The sequence below is a fragment of the Micromonospora parva genome, assembly GCF_000718515.1.
Lineage (GTDB): Bacteria > Actinomycetota > Actinomycetes > Mycobacteriales > Micromonosporaceae > Micromonospora > Micromonospora parva.
On record NZ_JNZS01000017.1, the window covers coordinates 92,978 to 109,282 of the forward strand.

The window sequence follows — 16,305 nt, forward strand, 5'->3', positions numbered from 1 at the left end:
GCCGTCGACACCCTAGCTCAGACCGGCCCGGCCGCGTCCAACGCGGCGGCGATGTCGGCCACCAGGTCCGCGGTGTCCTCCGCGCCACAGGAGAGCCGGACGAAGCCGGGAGCGGTGTCGTCGCCCCACTGCGCCCGCCGGTCCGCCGTGGTGTGCAGGCCACCGAAGGAGGTCGCCGCCGCCACCAGCCGGGCGGCCTCGATGAATCGGCCCACCCGGTCGGCGTCGCCCAGGTCGAACGAGAGCACCCCCGGTATCCGGTGCATCTGCGCCGAGGCCACCGGGTACGCGGGGTCGTCCGGCCGCCCCGGCCACCGCAGGCCAGTCACGTCCGAGCGGCCGGCGAGCAGGTCGGCGACCGCTGCGGCGTTCGCGCTCTGCCGCGCCAGCCGCAGGTCGAGAGTGGCCAGTGACCGGTGGGCCAGCCAGGCGTCGAACGCGCCCGGTACCGCCCCGGTGGTGGTCCGCCAGGTCGTCACCGCGTCGATCAGCTCGGCGGATCGGCTGGCCAGATAGCCCAGCAGCAGGTCGGAGTGGCCGGTGAGCGCCTTCGTACCGGAGGCGACCACCAGGTCGGCGCCGAGGTCCAGCGGGCGCTGACCGAGCGGGGTGGCCGTGGTGTTGTCCACCGCGAGCAGCGCGCCGGCGGCGTGCGCCCGCTCGGCGAGGGCGGCCACGTCCACCACGTCCAGGCCCGGGTTGGCCGGCGTCTCCACCAGCACCAGCCGGACGCCCTCGAACGACGGGTACGGCCCGACGGTCGGCACGAACAGCACCCGGACGCCGATGGCCTCCAGCACATCGGTGGCGAACGCCCGGACCGGGAAATATCCGTCGCTGGGCAGCACCACGGTGTCCCCCGGCCGCAGCAGGGTGAGCAGCAGGCCGGTGATGGCCGCCTGACCGGTCGCGAAGACCCGGCAGTCACCACCCTCCAACTCGCCCACCGCCGCCTCCAGCAGCCGCCGGGTCGGGTTGTCCGGGCGGCCGTAGCCGTTCGGCGACGTGCCCTGACCCTGGAACGGGTCGAGGTGGTACGGCGCGGCGAAGACCGGTCCGGGCAGGAACGAATCCCCCGGTGCCGGCTCGGGCAGTCCCGCGCGGACGCACCGGGTGCCGTCTCCCCACTCGCTCATCGGGTTCCTCACTCGTACGACTCGGGTTTGGCGGTGCGGCTCATCAGGGTCTCCACGGCGAGGCGCGGGTCCATCCCCTCGTGGCAGATCCGCTCGACGTGCTCGGTGATCGGCATCTCCACGCCGTGCGCCCGGGCCAGGTCGCGGATCGCCAGGCAGCTCTTCACACCCTCGGCGGTCTGCCGGGTGGCGGCCTGGGCCTGTTCCAGCGTCTCCCCCCGGCCCAGGTGCTCGCCGAAGGTGCGGTTGCGGGCCAGCGGGGACGAGCAGGAGGCGACCAGGTCGCCCATGCCCGCGAGACCGGCGAAGGTGATCGGGTCCGCACCGAGCGCCACGCCCAGCCGGGCCGTCTCGGCCAGCCCACGGGTCATCAGCATGGCCCGGGTGTTGTCGCCGAAGCCCATCGCGGTGGCGATGCCGTACGACAGGGCGATCACGTTCTTGACCGCCCCGCCCAGCTCACAGCCGATCACGTCGTCGTTGGTGTAGGGGCGCAGGTACGGCGTCCGGATCGACGACTGGACGAGCGTGGCACGGGCGCTGTTCGTCCCGGCGACCACTGTCGCGGCGGGCTGCTCGACGGCGATCTCCGGGGCCAGGTTCGGGCCGGACACGACGACCACCCGGTCCGCGGCGACCCCGGCGGTCTCCACGATAACCTCGCTCATCCGCTTGGTGGTGCCCAGCTCGATGCCCTTCATCAGCGACACCAGGGTGGAGTCCGGGTGCAGGTGCGCGGCCCATTCGGCGAGGTTGCCGCGCAGCGTCTGCGACGGCACCGCCAGCACCACCACCTCGGCTCCGGTGATCGCCTCGGCGGCGTCGGTGGTGGCGGTGACGCGGGCGGGCAGCAGCAGGCCAGGCAGGTACTCCGGATTGCGGCGCTCGGCCCGGATGCTCTCGGCGACCGGCGCGCGGCGGGCCCACACCGTCACGTCCCGCCCCGCGTCAGCGAGGATCTTGGCGAAGGCGGTGCCCCAGGAACCGGCACCGAGCACCGCGACGTGACCGCTCATGCCGCGTCGTCCCGCTGCTCACGGCCGACGGAGGATCGGGCCGGTCGCTCCCACAGTGGCGGCGGGGTACCGCCACGGATCTCGGCGAGCATGTCCCGCAGCCGCAACATGATGGTGTCCGTCATCTCCTCGAGGGTGGCCCGGGTCGGCTGGGCGTCCGCCCACCGGCTCAGGTCGATCGGTTCCCCGGCGGCAACGGTCACCGGGATCCGGGGGCGCAGGCTGACGCGGGTCGTCCGCGGGTCGAAGATCCGTTCCGGCCCCCACATCACCACCGGTACGACCGGGGCGCCGGTGGCCAGGGCCAGCCGGGCCGCACCGGTCTTGGCCTTCATCGGCCAGAGCTCCGGCTGTCGTGTGGTGGTGCCCTCAGGGTAGATCACCACCGCGCCGCCCTCGTTGAGCGCGGCGACCAGGGCGTCCAGCGAGCGGACGGCGTCCACGGTGCCCCGCTCGACCGGGATCTGCCGGCACCGGTGCAGGATCCAGCCGACCACCGGCACCCGGAACACGCTGGCCTTGCCCAGGTACTGCGGCCAGCGCCCGGAGTCGTAGATGAAGTGCGCGGAGACCAGCGGGTCGGCGTGGGAGATGTGGTTCGCCACGATGATCATGCCGCCGTCGCGGCGGAGATGCTCCTGACCACGCCAGGTACGCCGGGTCCAGACGATCATCACCGGCTTCACCAGCCCCACGGCGAACCGTTGCCAGAACCCCAGCCTCCGCCGTGCCACTGTGCCTCCTCGTCGCGCCGCAACCCCGCCGCGAAATCTCGCCCGCGACACCCGCAGCGGAAATCATGCCTGCTCGCCCCCGGTACGGCCAGGGAGGGTCCCGTCGTCCGGCTGGCAGGATTGCGGACGTGAGTCAGCCGAGGTGGGCAGTGGTGGTGCCGGTGAAGCCGCTGGCCGCGGCCAAGAGTCGGCTGCGCGGCGCGCTGCCCGGCGTACCGCACGAGGAGTTGGCGCTGGCCCTCGCGGCCGACACGCTCCGCGCGGTGCTGGCCTGCCCGGCGGTCACCGAGGTCCTGGTGGTGACCGACGACGCCCGGGTGGCGGCGGCGGCACGGGCGGCCGGCGCGCGGGTGCTGCCGGACGAGCCGAACGCCGGCCTGAACGCCGCGTTGCGGCACGGGGCGGCCGGGGCCCGCGGCTGGGTGGCCGGGATCACCGCGGACGTGCCGGCGCTGCGCCCGACCGAACTGACCGGCGCGCTGCTCGCGGCGCGGAACAGCCGACCCACGGTCCGCCGGTTCCTGCCGGACACACCCGGCGAGGGAACGGTGCTGCTCACCGCTCCGCCGGGGAAACCGCTGGACCCTCGTTTCGGGGTGGGTTCGGCGCTCGCGCACGCGGCGAGCGGGGCGTTGCCGCTCGACGGCGACTGGCCCAGCCTGCGCCGGGACGTGGACACCGCCGCGGACCTGGCCGAAGCCGACCGGCTCGGGCTGGGGCCGCGCACGGCCGCGCTGGTGGCCGCCGGCCGCCCGGCCCGCTCCGCCGGCTGACCCTGCCCGGGCCGCGCCACCGGCCGGACCCCCCGGTGTACGGTGCCAGCATGCAGGGCACTGTGGCCAGCTACGACGCGGCGACGCGCAGCGGTGTGCTGCTGCTCGACGACGGCACCGAGATGCGCTTCCCCGCGCGGGCCTTCGACGCCTCCGGGCTGCGGCTTCTCCGCCTCGGGCAGCGGGTTCGCATCGACACCGATCCCGACGGCGAGGTTGTCCGGGTGACATTGCCGACGATGATCTGACCCGGCGGGCCCAAGTTCATTTTGCGTTTACCGTAATCGGGTGATTATGAGCGGGTGAGCACCCCTCGCGAGCAACCGGCCCGCCCGCCCGCCACCAACCTCCGCAACGGCTCCACCGCGCGCGGCGCCGATGGGCGTTTCCGTCCGTCCCGCGCCGAACGCGCCGGCGCCGCCCGCGCCGACACCCTCGCCGACGACCCCGGCGCCGCCTCCTCCGGCCTGGACGAGGTCATCGACCCGGTGCCGCAGACCGAGGCGGACGGTCCGGCCGCCGGTGCGGTCCAACCGGTCGGATCGACAGCCGCCCGGCTGGCGAACGACGACGAGCCCCCGGCCCCGCCGCTGCCGGAGGACCGGTTCCTCAACCGGGAGCTGTCCTGGCTCGACTTCAACGCCCGGGTGCTCACCCTGGCCGAGGACCAGCGCACCCCGCTGCTGGAGCGGGCCAAGTTCCTGGCCATCTTCGCCAGCAACCTCGACGAGTTCTACATGGTGCGCATCGCCGGGCTGAAGCGGCGGCTCTCCGCCGGCCTGCCGGTACGCGGCGGGGACCGGCTGCCGCTGCGTACGCAGTTGGAGCTGATCGCCGAGCGGACCGCCGCCCTGGTCGCCCGGCACGCCGCCTGTTTCGTCGACGACGTGCTGCCCAAACTTGCCGACGAGAGCATCCGGATACTGCGCTGGGGCGAGTTGGGCGACGCCGAGCGGGAACGGCTGCGCACCTACTTCCGGGAGCACATCTTCCCGGTGCTGACCCCGCTCGCGGTGGACCCGGCGCACCCGTTCCCGTACATCTCGGGGCGGTCGCTGAACCTGGCGGTGGCGGTTCGTGACCCGGACGGCGGTTCGGAGTTGTTCGCCCGGGTCAAGGTGCCCAACAACGTGCCCCGTTTCGTCCGGGTGGACCGGGACCAGCCGGGCGTCCGGATGCTGCCCGTGGAGGACCTGATCTCGGTGCACCTGGGGCAGCTGTTCAGCGGCATGCAGGTGGTCGAGTGCCACCTGTTCCGGGTCACCCGCAACGCCGAGGTGGAGGTCGACGAGGACCGCGACGAGGATCTGCTCCAGGCCCTGGAGCGGGAGCTGGCCCGGCGGCGGTTCGGTCCACCGGTCCGGCTGGAGGTCGCCGCGTCCATCTCCGACCACATGTTGGAGCTGCTCGTCCGCGAGCTGGACATGGACGACCAGGACGTGCTGCGGGTGCCCGGCCTGCTGGACCTCTCCGCGCTGTGGCAGGTCTACGGCGAGGCGGACCGGCCGGACCTGAAGGACCCGCCGTTCGTGCCGGCCACCCATCCCCGCCTCGCCGAGGGCGAGGTGCCGCGCAGCGTCTTCTCCACCCTGCGCGACGGCGACATCCTGGTGCACCACCCGTACCACTCGTTCGCCACCAGCGTGCAGCGCTTCATCGAGCAGGCCGCCGCCGACCCGAACGTGCTGGCCATCAAGCAGACCCTCTACCGCACCAGCGGCGACTCCCCGATCGTCGACGCGCTCGTCGACGCGGCCGCCGCCGGCAAGCAGGTGGTGGTGCTGGTGGAGGTGAAGGCCCGCTTCGACGAGGTGGCCAACATCGGCTGGGCCCGCACGCTGGAACGCGCCGGCTGCCACGTGGTGTACGGCCTGGTCGGCCTGAAGACGCACTGCAAGACCGCGTTGGTGGTCCGGCAGGAGGGCAACCAGATCCGCCGCTACTGCCACATCGGCACCGGCAACTACCACCCGAAGACGGCCCGACTGTACGAGGACTTCGGCATGCTCACCGCCGACCCGGAGATCGGCGCCGACCTCACCGACCTGTTCAACGTGCTGACCGGGTACAGCCGGCAGACCGCGTACCGGCGGCTGCTGGTCGCGCCGCAGGGCATCCGCAGCGGGCTGATCGAGCGGATCGAACGGGAGATCTCGCACGTCCGCCTGGGCATGCCCGGCCTGGTCCAGTTCAAGGTCAACTCGCTGGTCGACGAGGGGGTGACCGACGCGCTGTACCGCGCCTCCCAGGCCGGCGTCCACGTCGACCTGCTCATCCGGGGCATGTGCACGCTGCGCCCCGGGGTGCCGGGGTTGTCGGAGAACATCCGGGTCCGCTCGATCCTCGGCCGGTTCCTGGAACACTCCCGGGTCTTCCGGTTCGGCAACAACGGTGAGGCCGAGTTCTGGATGGGCTCGGCCGACCTCATGCACCGCAACCTGGACCGTCGGGTGGAGGCGCTGGTGCAGGTGAGCGACCCGATCGCCCGCGCCGAACTGGACCAGGTGCTCACCGCCGCGATGAGCCCCGAAGTGGACGCGTTCGAGCTGGCCGGGGACGGCACCTGGACCCGGCGTACCGGCGGTGACGACACCGCCCGGGAGCATCTGCAGGAACTGTTGCTGCGCCGCGTCGGTGGCACGGCCAGCTGACCGCGCAGCGCATAGGCTGAGCTGATGGTCGAGGAGGAGCAGAAGTACGAGGTGGACGACACCTACGTGCTGCCGGACCTGGCCGGTGCCGCCCCGGCCGGAGGTCGGGTCCGGGCACTGCCACCGGTGACGCTTGTCGCCCGCTACCTCGACACCGTCGACCTGCGGCTGGCCCGGGCCGGTGCGTCGCTGCGCCACCGGCGGGGCGACGAGCTGCCCTGGACGGTGAAGCTACCAACCGGGACGCCGGGCGTCCGGCACGAGATCTCCCGGCCCGGGCCGAAGCGGCAGCCGCCACCGGAGCTGGTGGAGTTGGTCACCGTCCTGCACCGGGGGGCGCCACTGGCCCCGGTGGCGGTGGTCCGCACGGTGCGGCACGCGTACGAGGTGTGTGACCGGGCCGGCACGGTGCTCGCCGAGGTGGTGGACGACCGGGTGACGGTGCTCGACGACGCCTCCACCACCACCGACACGTTCCGCGAGGTGGAGGTGGAGCGCAAGGCCGGCGACCGGGAGCTGCTCGACCGGGTCGGTGAGGTGCTGCGCCAGGCTGGCGCCCGGGGCGGGTCGTTCACACCGAAGCACGTACGGGCGCTGGGCGCGGCAGCGCGGGCCGAGCCGGACCTGGTCGCGGCGGCCGGGCTGACCGCCGAGCCGAGCGCCGGTGAGGTGGTGACCGAGTCGGTCCGCAAGGAGGTCCGCCGGCTGTTGGCGCACGACCCGCTGGTCCGGCTGCGCGCCTCGGCCGCCGGTGACGACACCGCCGTGCATCAGATGCGGGTGGCCTGTCGACGCCTGCGCAGTGATCTGCGCACCTTCAAACCGTTGCTGCGCAAGACCTGGTCGCGCCCGCTGCGCGCCGAGCTGCGCTGGTTGGCCGGGGTGCTCGGGGCGGCCCGCGACGCCGAGGTGCTTCGCGCGCGGCTGCGTCGTACCGCCGACGCCGATCCGCTGAGCCCGCTCGACCCGGGTGCTGTGGACCGGCTCGACGAGGTGCTCGCCGAACGGCAGCGGCGGGCGTTCACCGCCATCGACGAGATGCTGCGCTCCGCGCGTTACCTGGCCCTGGTGGACTCCCTGGTGCTGGCCGCCCGCGCGCCCCGACTCACCCGCCGGGCGGCCGCGCCCGCCACCGAGGCGCTGCCCGCGCTGGTGGCGCGCCAGTGGCGGCGGTTGACCGGGCCGGACGGCGTCGACGGGCTGGACGCGCAGTCGCCGGACGACCGCTGGCACGCCGTCCGCAAGGAGGGCAAGCAGGCCCGGTACGCGGTCAACGCGGTGGCCCCGACGGTCGGCAAGGGCGCGCGCCGGTTGTCCCGCGCCCTCGCCCGGGTTCAGGACGTGCTCGGCGAGCACCAGGACGCGGCGGTGGCGGCGGACACCTGGCTGGAGATCGCCGCCGCGCGGCCGGACGACCACGAGCTGACGGTCACCGCTGGGCGGCTGGCCGAACGGGAACGCGCCTCGGTGCGCCGGGCGCGGGATCGCCTGCCGGCTGCCTGGCACCGGGCCACCCGGCGACGGCGGACCAGTTGGCTGCCGTGACCGGCATCCGGGCCGCCGGCGGGGTGGCCTGGCGGCCGACCGACGACGGCGTACGCGTCTGCGTGGTGCACCGCCCCCGCTACGGCGACTGGACACTGCCGAAGGGCAAACTCGAACCCGGCGAGCACGCGCTGGCCGCGGCGGTCCGTGAGGTGGCCGAGGAGTCCGACGTGCGGGGTGTGCCGCAGGTGCGGCTGCCCTCGGTGCGCTACCGCAGCGAGGGGCAGCCCAAGCTGGTCGACTACTGGTCGATGCTCGCGGTGGCCAGCGGCGGTTTCCAACCGGACACCGAGGTGGACGACATCCGCTGGCTCGCTGTCGACGACGCGATCCGGTTGGTCAGCTACCCGCACGACGCCGAGGTGTTGGCGGCGTTCGCCGCGCTGCCGTCGGTGACGGCGACGATCGCTGTGGTCCGGCACGCGCACGCCGGTAAGCGGGCCACCTGGTCCGGCCCGGACGTCGGACGCCCCCTGGACGCCGAGGGGTGGGCCCAGGCGGCCGCACTGGCCGAGCTGATCGCCCTGATCCGACCGGCCCGGCTGGTGTCGGCGTCGCCGCGACGGTGCGTGCAGACCCTCGACCCGGCCGCCGCGTTGCTCGACCTGCCGATCGAGGTCTGCGGCGACCTGGACGAGCCGCAACCCGGCCAGCAGAGCGACGAGCGGATCCTGGCCACCGCCGCCCGGCTGCTGGAGTTGGCGGGCACCGGTGGGCAGGCGGTGGTGTGCAGTCAGGGCAAGGTCCTGCCCGGTGCCCTGGAGCGGCTGACCGGCCGTACCGATGAGGACTTCGCCACGCCGAAGGGCGGCGGCTGGCTGCTCGCCTTCGCCGGCGACCGGCTGCTGGCCACCGACCGCCTGTAGGGCCTGCGTTCGCCCGGGCTTGGCCCCGGTCAGCGGGGCGGCAGGGTCACCGTCACCGCGACCGGCAGGTGGTCGCTGGCCGTGCTGCGCGGCGCGACCGGATCAGCGGGGGTCAGCTGGGGCGAGACGAAGATGTGGTCGATCTGCTGGCGCGGGTCGTCCGCCGGGCTGGTCGCCAACGGTCGGGCGGTGGCCAACGCGTCGACCAGGCCCGCCCTGGTGAACTCCGTGAACGCCTCGTCGCCCGGCTCGGTGTTCAGGTCGCCTCCCACCACCAAGGGCCGACCGGCCGCGTACCGGATGGCGAAGTCGGCGACCGCGCGGGCCTGGACCACCGGTCCGGTGTCCGGCGGCGGTTGCAGGTGGGTGCTGACCACCGCGGTACGGACACTGTCGCCGAGGTCCAACGTGACCGCGAGGGCCTGCGCTCCGGTGGGCGCGCCGACGGCGGCCAGCGGCAGGCTGCGCGGATCGCGCACCGGCCAACGGCTGAGCACCGCGTCACCCCAGACCGGGTCGGCGGCCGGCCCGAAGACGTACGGCATCCCGAGCCGGTCGGCCAGCAGGTCCAGGGTGTCGTGCCCGCCGTTGAGCAGCCACGCCCGGTCCACCTCGCTGAGCAGCACCACATCGGGCCGTTGCCGGTCGACGACCTCGGCGAGGCCGGTCAGGTCGAACCGGCCGTCGAGCCCGAAACCCATCCGGATGTTGTACGCCACCACCGTCAACCGTTGCGGCGGGCCGTCCCGGTTGCTGGCCACCGGCACCTCGTCGGCGAGCACGGGTGCCAGCAGTGCCAGCGAGGTGACAGCGGCGGTGGCCCGTAACGGCGGGAACGGGCCGGGAAGCCGGTGGGCGACGGGACGGGCGGTGAACGCCACGGCGGCGATCAGCACGGCCACCACCACTGGCACCGCCGCGTTGGGGTAGCCCAGGTCGTAGGCCGAGTAGTAGCCGACCGCCCCGAGCGCGAAGACGAGCATGCCGGCGGCTACCGCGTACCCCCGGCGGGAGGCGCTGGCGTCCGCGGCGTCGGTGGTGTCGTCGGTGCTGTCGTCGGTCAGGGCGAGGCACGCACCGAGACCGACCGCGGCGAGGAGGATGGCCGGCAGGAGCAGGTCACCCCGGTCGAGGGCGAACAGCACCGCGCCGGTGAGCAGCGTCGCCGGACCGTACGCCCGGCCCCACCCTCGTGGCGGGCGGGTCAACGCGGCGCCCAGGAACCCGGCGACCGCCACCGGCACCGGTGCCAGGCCGAACAACGGCGAACGGGCCACCCCGTCCCCGACCAGGTACGACATCCCGGTCCGGGCCAGCGCCGGGGAGAGCGCCACCATCGCGGCCAGTAGCAGCGCGGGCCCGGCCACCAGCCAGGCCCGGCCACCACCGGGGCCCCCACGGGCGTCAGCGGGACCGTCAGGGCCGTCAACGGTGCCGGTACGGGCGGCATCGGCGCCGCCGCGCTGGCCCGGTTGCGCCGTGCCGACCAGGAACACCGTCACCGCGACGACGCTGAGCAGCCAGGCCACCCAGTCGCCCCGCCAGACCAGGTCGACGGTGTCGAGCACCGCGTGCACCGCCGCGTTGACAGCGAACCCCAACGCCAGGCCCGGGACCGGTCGAACGGTGTCGGCGGCGACGGCGACCAGCCAGACCAGGCCGGCGAGCAACCCGGCGGTGGCCACCCAGAGCTGGGTACGCCCACCGGGGGCGGCGGTGAGGGTGAGCCGGGCGACGGCGAGCGCGACGGCGGCGACGACAGTGACCGGGCGGGCGCCGACTCGGCGGACCATCGCGGGTGCGCCCAGCGCGAGCACGAACCAGCCGAGGGCGAACGCCCCCATCAGCTCGGCGGGGGTGGACGCCGCCTGACCGAAGATGGTGATGATGCCGGGCAGCCAGACCCGCAGCACGTCGATGAGGAGGAGCACGCCCAGCGCGAGCGTTCCGGTGGTGAGCTGGCGGTAGCGCACCGGCGCCCCACTTCCCGTCGACGGGCCGGCGGAGGGGGCCGGCACGGCGATTCTGCGCGAGCGAGGCAACCGGGTCAACGGTCCCCGTACGCGCGAAGCCGGTCCCGTACGCGCGAAGTTGGCCCCTGGCACGCCGAAAGGGCGCCCACCCACTGGTGGACGCCCTTGCGGAGCGGGTCGGTCAGCGCTTGCTGGCCGCCTTCTTGGCCGGAGCCTTCTTCGCCGGCGCCTTCTTGGCCGCCGTGCTCTTGCTCGCCGACGCGGTGGTCTTCTTCGCCGCGGTCGACCGGGTCGCCGCGGCGGTCTTCTTCGCCGCGGTCGTCTTCTTGCTGGCGGCCGTCTTGGTCGCCGTGGTGCTCTTGCTCGCCTTGGCCGGGGCGGTCTTCTTGCTGGCGGCCGTCTTGGTCGCCGTGGCGGTCTTGCTGGCCTTGGCCGGGGCGGTCTTCTTGCTGGCCGCCTTGGCCGTGGTGGCCTTGGTGCCCGTGGCCTTCGCGCCGGTCGCCTTCGCGCCGGCCGCCTTGGCCGTGGTGGTGCTGGTGGCGGCCTTCTTCGTCGCCACCGTGGCCTTCGGCACCTTGCCGCTGGCCACCATCTCCTTGAACCCGGCGCCGGGGCGGAAGGTCGGGACTGATGTCTTCTTGACCTTCACCGCCTCGCCGGTACGCGGGTTGCGCGCTGTTCGTGCGCCACGCACACGCTTTTCAAATGCTCCGAATCCGGTGATCGCCACCTTCTCGCCCTTGGTGACCGCCGCCTGGACCTCGGTGAGGACCGCGTCGAGCGCGGCCGTCGCCATCTTCCGGTCCCCCAGGCGAACGGCGAGCGCCTCGATGAGCTCGGCCTTGTTCACGACTTCCTCCCGATTGTGCAACTGACTCGTCGCGAGCCATTCTGCGCGCACGGTATGCCCTGTGCTGCCGGGACACAAACATTCGGTAGAAAAAAGCCCTTGTGTCGTAACGGATTCACCCCCACCGGTTGGACCGATGGGGGTGAAATCCGCTGTGCGAGCGACCTAACGGCTATGCCACGGAGGGCAGGAACGGCAGTCGGCGCGCCTCGTAGGAGTCGATGTCGGCGGCGTGCCGGAGGGTGAGTCCAATGTCGTCGAGGCCTTCCAGCAGGCGCCAACGGCTGAAGTCGTCCAGCGGGAACGACCAGCTCGCATCCCCCGCCCGGAGCTGGCGGGCGGTCAGGTCGACGGTCACCGGGGTGCTCGGATCCTCCTCGACCAGGTCCCACAACTCTTCGACGGCTTTCAATTCCAACTCGACCGGCAACAGACCTTCCTTGAGGGCGTTGCCGCGGAAGATGTCACCGAAGCGCGGGGCCACCACGGCGCGGAAGCCCCAGTCCCGTAGCGCCCAGACGGCGTGCTCCCGGGAGGACCCGGTGCCGAACTCCGGGCCGGCGATGAGGATCGACGCCCCGGAATAGTTTTCATCGTTGAGCACGAATGTCGGATCTTCCCGCCAGGCACTGAACAGCCCGTCGGCGAATCCGGTCCGGGTCACCCGCTTGAGGTACACGGCGGGGATGATCTGATCGGTGTCCACGTTGGACCGGCGCAGCGGCACGGCGGTGCCGGTGTGGGTGGTGAACTTGTCCATCTCGTCGGTCCCTTCTACAGGTCGGCGGGGGCGGCCAGCCGGCCGACCACGGCGGTGGCGGCGGCCACCGGCGGGGAGACCAGGTGGGTACGCCCACCCCGGCCCTGACGGCCCTCGAAGTTGCGGTTCGAGGTGGAGGCGGAACGCTCGCCCGGCTTCAGCGTGTCGGGGTTCATGCCGAGACACATGGAGCAGCCGGCGAACCGCCACTCGGCTCCGGCGTCGGCGAAGACCTTGTCCAGCCCCTCGGCCTCGGCTGCCTCGCGCACGGCGGCGGAGCCCGGCACCACGAGCATCCGGACGCCGTCGGCGACCCGGTGACCCCGCAGCACGTCGGCGGCGGCCCGCAGGTCCTCCAGGCGACCGTTGGTGCAGGACCCCACGAAGACCACGTCGATGGGCAGTTCCCGCAGCGGGGTGCCGGGGCGCAGGTCCATGTACTCCAGAGCGCGGCGGGCGGCGGCGCGCTCCGAGTCGGTGGTGAACTCCTCCGGGTCCGGCACCGGGGCGCTCAGCGGCGCGCCCTGCCCGGGGTTGGTGCCCCAGGTGACGAACGGGGTGATCTGGCTGGCGTCCAGGGTCACCTCGGCGTCGAAGCGCGCCCCCTCGTCGGTGGGCAGCGTCCGCCACCACGCCACCGCCGCGTCCCAGTCCGCGCCCTGCGGCGCGTTCGGGCGACCCTTGAGGTACGCGAAGGTGGTCTCGTCGGGCGCGATCATGCCGGCCTTGGCGCCCCACTCGATGGACATGTTGGCGATGGTCATCCGCCCCTCCATGGAGAGGGCGCGGATCGCCTCGCCGCGGTACTCGACGATGTGCCCGCGACCCCCACCCGTGCCCACCTGCGTGATCAGCGCGAGCACCAGGTCCTTGGCGGTCACGCCGGGCGCGAGGCGACCGGTGACGTTCACGGCCATCGTCTTCGGCCGGCTCTGCGGCAGCGTCTGGGTGGCCAGGACGTGCTCCACCTCGCTGGTGCCGATGCCGAAGGCGAGCGCGCCGAAGGCGCCGTGGGTGGCGGTGTGCGAGTCGCCACAGACGATCGTCAGACCCGGCTGGGTGAGACCGAGCTGCGGGCCGATCACGTGCACGATGCCCTGGTTGTCGTCGCCGAGCGGGTGCAGCCGCACCCCGAACTCGGCGCAGTTGCGGCGCAACGTCTCGATCTGCGTACGCGACGTCGGGTCCGCGATGGTGAGCAGGTCACCACGGCGGAGGCGGAACGCCGGGTCGGCGTACCCGGTCGGGGTGTTGTGGTCCTCGGTCGCGAGGGTCAGGTCGGTACGACGCACCCGGCGCCCGGCGAGCCGCAGCCCGTCGAACGCCTGCGGGCTGGTCACCTCGTGCAGCAGGTGCAGGTCGATGAAGAGCAGGTCCGGCTCACCGGCGGCGGACCGTACGACGTGCGCGTCCCAGACCTTCTCGGCCAGGGTCCTCGGCTCAGGAGTGACTCCCACCATCTGGACATCCTAAATTCTGGGAGGTAAGTTTCGGCTTGTGGGACACAGTATGAGCGGTGTCGGCGTTCTCGACAAGGCGGTGGTCATCCTGGCCGCCTGCGTGGACGGCGCCAGCCTGGCCGAACTCGTTGAACGCACCAAGCTGCCCCGAGCCACCGCACATCGGCTGGCCCAGGCCTTGGAGATCCACCGGATGCTGGTGCGCGACACCCAGGGCAGATGGCGGCCCGGCCCCCGGCTGGGCGAGCTGGCCAACGCCGCACCGGACGTTCTGCTGACCGCCGCCGAGCCGTTGCTGGCCGCGCTGCGCGACGCCACCGGTGAGAGCGCGCAGCTCTACCTGCGCCGCGCCGACGAGCGGATCTGCGTGGCGGCGGCCGAGCGCGCCAGCGGCCTACGGGACACTGTCCCGGTCGGCTCGGTGCTGCCGATGACGGCCGGCTCAGCGGCCCAGATCCTGCTCGCCTGGGAGCCGCCGGAGGCGGTGATGCCGCTGCTGCCGCGCAGCAAGTTCACCGGCCGCACCCTCGCCGAGGTACGCCGTCGCGGCTGGGCGCAGAGCGTCGCCGAGCGGGAGGCGGGTGTGGCGAGCGTCTCGGCCCCGATCCGCGACCGCACCGGGAGAGTGATCGCCTCGGTGAGCATCTCCGGCCCGATCGAACGCCTCGGCCGCCGCCCCGGCGAACGCCACGCCATGGCCGTGGTGAGAGCCGGCCAACGCCTATCCGGCCTCTAACCCCACCCCGAGCCCTCACACCCACACCCGCACCCGCACCCCGCGCAACATCCCCAATGTTGCTGCCTCCACCGGAGGCCCCCGCCTCCTCCGGTGATCAAGAGGTTTGCGTCACGACACGCCAAGAGCGCTGACGCAAACCTCTTGATCACCGAGGGCGGGGCTGGAAGGGGCCGGAGGGGTACGGGAAAGGCTCATCTCGCACAGCGAGATGAGCCTTTGGTTGTAGCCCCGACCGGATTCGAACCGGCGCTACCGCCTTGAGAGGGCGGCGTCCTGGGCCACTAGACGACGGGGCCAGAACTTCTTCCGTTCACCACCCTCGCGGGCGGTGCGACTGTAGTCTAGCGGCACCGTCCGAGGGTTCGAGCGCGGGGTCCGGGCCTGCCCGGGTCGGCGAAACAGCCGCCCCGGACAACGAAACAGCCCGCCTCACCAGGTGAGACGGGCTGTGCACGATGTAGCCCCGACCGGATTCGAACCGGCGCTACCGCCTTGAGAGGGCGGCGTCCTGGGCCGCTAGACGACGGGGCCAGAACAACTTTCGCTCCCCCACCTCGGCGGTGGAGGAGCTGCACTCTACCGAAGGCCACCCTCCGCCCCCGAAGGGGCGGAGTCGAACTCCGTCAGAATCCAGCGTCTGGAAATTCTCGCGAATTCCAGCAGCGCTGGGGTACCAGGACTCGAACCTAGACTAACTGAACCAGAATCAGTCGGGCTGCCAATTACCCCATACCCCATTGGCCCCTTGCGGCGCCGGGAGTGAACTTTACCCTCCCGGTGCCGACAGGCCAAATCCGATCCCCCCGAACCACCCGTGAGCTGCGGAAACAGGGGCATCAGACGGATCAGGCGACGGGAACCACCGGGTTGGTGAGCTCGCCGATGCCCTCGATCCGCACGGTGACCGTATCCCCCTCGACAAGCGGGCTAACCCCGGCCGGAGTGCCGGTGAGAACCACGTCGCCGGGCAGCAGAGTCATCACGTGCGAGATGTACGACACCAGGCCGGGAACGTCGAAGACCATGTCCTTCGTCCGGCCGAGCTGGCGTACCTCCATCTCCTCCGGGTTGCGACCCACCTCACACCGGATCTCCAGATCGGAGACGTCCAGCCCGGTGGTGATCCACGGGCCGATCGGGCAGAACGAGTCGAAGCCCTTGGCCCGGGTCCACTGCCCGTCGGAGCGCTGAAGGTCCCGGGCGGTGACGTCGTTGGCACAGGTGTAGCCGAAGATGGCGCGTTCGGCGGCGGCCCGGTCGGCGCGGCGCGCCCCGGGGGCCCCGATCACGACCGCGAGCTCCGCCTCGTGCTCGACCTGCTTGGAGAAGATCGGCAGTCGGATGGCGTCCCGGGGGCCGATCACCGAGGTGGACGGCTTGAGGAAGAGCAGTGGCTCCTTGGGCACGTCGTTGCCGAGCTCGGCGGCGTGGTCGGCGTAGTTACGACCGACGCACACGACCTTGCTGGGCAGGATCGGCGACAGCAGCCGAACGTCGGAAAGGGCCCACCGGGCCCCACTGAAGGAGAGTTTGCCGAACGGGTGGCCCTCGATCTCGGCGATGGTCAGGCCCTGCGGCCCGGCCCCCGGTTCGCCTTCGACGGCACCGAACGACATTCCCTTGGCATGGGCGAAACGAGCGATACGCACCCCGCCAATCTAGCCCCGTCGGCACCCCAACCGGCCACGACCGGCGCTCGGGTGTGCGCAACCCGTCAGCGCGCGGCAGCCTATCGGAGCAGGAGGTGACCGGGGCGGGCTTCCCGAATTCGTACCCGCACGGAAGCGACGCGCCCCTACCGT

14 protein-coding genes and 3 tRNA genes are annotated in these 16,305 nt (G+C 72.6%); 6 read left to right on the forward strand and 11 right to left on the reverse strand.

The window, feature by feature from the left end; translation table 11 throughout:
• Positions 1 to 17: 17 nt before the first annotated feature.
• Genes IF22_RS0123020 through IF22_RS0123030 form a run of 3 tightly spaced genes read right to left on the reverse strand, consistent with a single transcriptional unit; the run spans position 18 to position 2,886 of the window.
• Positions 18 to 1,136: a cystathionine gamma-lyase gene (locus IF22_RS0123020; RefSeq protein ID WP_030335318.1), complete on the reverse strand. Its 1,119-nt coding sequence runs from the start codon at positions 1,134 to 1,136 to the stop codon at positions 18 to 20.
• Between the two features lie 8 nt (positions 1,137 to 1,144).
• Positions 1,145 to 2,152: an NAD(P)H-dependent glycerol-3-phosphate dehydrogenase gene (locus IF22_RS0123025; protein WP_030335320.1), complete on the reverse strand. Its 1,008-nt coding sequence runs from the start codon at positions 2,150 to 2,152 to the stop codon at positions 1,145 to 1,147.
• The gene (locus IF22_RS0123030) at positions 2,149 to 2,886 is read right to left on the reverse strand and encodes a lysophospholipid acyltransferase family protein (protein WP_030335321.1); all 738 of its coding nucleotides are present in this window, start codon (positions 2,884 to 2,886) and stop codon (positions 2,149 to 2,151) included. The genes IF22_RS0123025 and IF22_RS0123030 overlap by 4 nt, the downstream gene beginning before the upstream one ends.
• Before the next feature lie 128 nt (positions 2,887 to 3,014).
• Between IF22_RS0123030 and cofC the strand changes: the two genes are divergently transcribed.
• The 5 genes from cofC to IF22_RS0123055 are packed head-to-tail and all read left to right on the forward strand — an operon-like array spanning position 3,015 to position 8,721.
• Entirely contained in the window at positions 3,015 to 3,659 is a 645-nt protein-coding gene (cofC, locus tag IF22_RS0123035) for a 2-phospho-L-lactate guanylyltransferase (protein ID WP_030335322.1), read from the forward strand.
• A 50-nt stretch (positions 3,660 to 3,709) separates the two neighbouring features.
• Positions 3,710 to 3,907 carry a cold-shock protein gene (locus tag IF22_RS0123040; protein WP_030335323.1) on the forward strand — a complete coding sequence of 66 codons (198 nt, stop codon included), beginning with the start codon at positions 3,710 to 3,712 and terminating at the stop codon, positions 3,905 to 3,907.
• Between the two features lie 54 nt (positions 3,908 to 3,961).
• Positions 3,962 to 6,310, forward strand: coding sequence for an RNA degradosome polyphosphate kinase (locus tag IF22_RS0123045; protein ID WP_030335325.1), 2,349 nt, complete (start codon positions 3,962 to 3,964; stop codon positions 6,308 to 6,310).
• A 24-nt stretch (positions 6,311 to 6,334) separates the two neighbouring features.
• Positions 6,335 to 7,855, forward strand: coding sequence for a CYTH and CHAD domain-containing protein (locus tag IF22_RS0123050; RefSeq protein ID WP_030335327.1), 1,521 nt, complete (start codon positions 6,335 to 6,337; stop codon positions 7,853 to 7,855).
• Positions 7,843 to 8,721, forward strand: a complete 879-nt coding sequence (locus IF22_RS0123055) for an NUDIX hydrolase (protein WP_030335329.1) — start codon at positions 7,843 to 7,845, stop codon at positions 8,719 to 8,721. The genes IF22_RS0123050 and IF22_RS0123055 overlap by 13 nt, the downstream gene beginning before the upstream one ends.
• 29 nt (positions 8,722 to 8,750) lie before the next feature.
• Here the strand turns inward: IF22_RS0123055 and IF22_RS0123060 are convergent, their stop codons facing one another.
• The 4 genes from IF22_RS0123060 to leuC form a co-directional block, all read right to left on the reverse strand.
• Positions 8,751 to 10,694: an endonuclease/exonuclease/phosphatase family protein gene (locus tag IF22_RS0123060; protein ID WP_030335331.1), complete on the reverse strand. Its 1,944-nt coding sequence runs from the start codon at positions 10,692 to 10,694 to the stop codon at positions 8,751 to 8,753.
• Positions 10,695 to 10,875: 181 nt separating this feature from the next.
• Positions 10,876 to 11,544: an HU family DNA-binding protein gene (locus IF22_RS0123065; protein WP_030335333.1), complete on the reverse strand. Its 669-nt coding sequence runs from the start codon at positions 11,542 to 11,544 to the stop codon at positions 10,876 to 10,878.
• Between the two features lie 172 nt (positions 11,545 to 11,716).
• Positions 11,717 to 12,304: a 3-isopropylmalate dehydratase small subunit gene (leuD, locus tag IF22_RS0123070; RefSeq protein WP_030335334.1), complete on the reverse strand. Its 588-nt coding sequence runs from the start codon at positions 12,302 to 12,304 to the stop codon at positions 11,717 to 11,719.
• Between the two features lie 14 nt (positions 12,305 to 12,318).
• Positions 12,319 to 13,764: a 3-isopropylmalate dehydratase large subunit gene (leuC, locus tag IF22_RS0123075; RefSeq protein ID WP_030335336.1), complete on the reverse strand. Its 1,446-nt coding sequence runs from the start codon at positions 13,762 to 13,764 to the stop codon at positions 12,319 to 12,321.
• A 49-nt stretch (positions 13,765 to 13,813) separates the two neighbouring features.
• Between leuC and IF22_RS0123080 the strand changes: the two genes are divergently transcribed.
• Positions 13,814 to 14,500, forward strand: a complete 687-nt coding sequence (locus IF22_RS0123080; RefSeq protein ID WP_007456408.1) for an IclR family transcriptional regulator — start codon at positions 13,814 to 13,816, stop codon at positions 14,498 to 14,500.
• Between the two features lie 226 nt (positions 14,501 to 14,726).
• Here IF22_RS0123080 and IF22_RS0123085 read toward each other — a convergent pair.
• The 4 genes from IF22_RS0123085 to IF22_RS0123100 all read right to left on the reverse strand — a co-directional run bounded on the left by IF22_RS0123085 (position 14,727) and on the right by IF22_RS0123100 (position 16,152).
• A tRNA-Glu gene (locus IF22_RS0123085) sits at positions 14,727 to 14,799 on the reverse strand.
• Between the two features lie 162 nt (positions 14,800 to 14,961).
• Positions 14,962 to 15,034: transfer RNA gene (locus tag IF22_RS0123090), tRNA-Glu, on the reverse strand.
• A 134-nt stretch (positions 15,035 to 15,168) separates the two neighbouring features.
• Positions 15,169 to 15,240 (reverse strand) — tRNA-Gln (locus IF22_RS0123095).
• Positions 15,241 to 15,348: 108 nt separating this feature from the next.
• Entirely contained in the window at positions 15,349 to 16,152 is an 804-nt protein-coding gene (locus IF22_RS0123100; protein WP_081883971.1) for a fumarylacetoacetate hydrolase family protein, read from the reverse strand.
• Positions 16,153 to 16,305 lie beyond the last annotated feature (153 nt).

Bases quoted from the DNA above. Each gene is read 5' to 3' on its own strand.
- IF22_RS0123080 (WP_007456408.1), top strand. From the start codon at position 13,814: ATGAGCGGTGTCGGCGTTCTCGACAAGGCGGTGGTCATCCTGGCCGCC.
- IF22_RS0123050 (WP_030335327.1), top strand. From the start codon at position 6,335: ATGGTCGAGGAGGAGCAGAAGTACGAGGTGGACGACACCTACGTGCTG.
- leuD (WP_030335334.1), bottom strand. From the start codon at position 12,304: ATGGACAAGTTCACCACCCACACCGGCACCGCCGTGCCGCTGCGCCGG.
- leuC (WP_030335336.1), bottom strand. From the start codon at position 13,764: ATGGTGGGAGTCACTCCTGAGCCGAGGACCCTGGCCGAGAAGGTCTGG.
- IF22_RS0123040 (WP_030335323.1), top strand. From the start codon at position 3,710: ATGCAGGGCACTGTGGCCAGCTACGACGCGGCGACGCGCAGCGGTGTG.
- IF22_RS0123020 (WP_030335318.1), bottom strand. From the start codon at position 1,136: ATGAGCGAGTGGGGAGACGGCACCCGGTGCGTCCGCGCGGGACTGCCC.
- IF22_RS0123025 (WP_030335320.1), bottom strand. From the start codon at position 2,152: ATGAGCGGTCACGTCGCGGTGCTCGGTGCCGGTTCCTGGGGCACCGCC.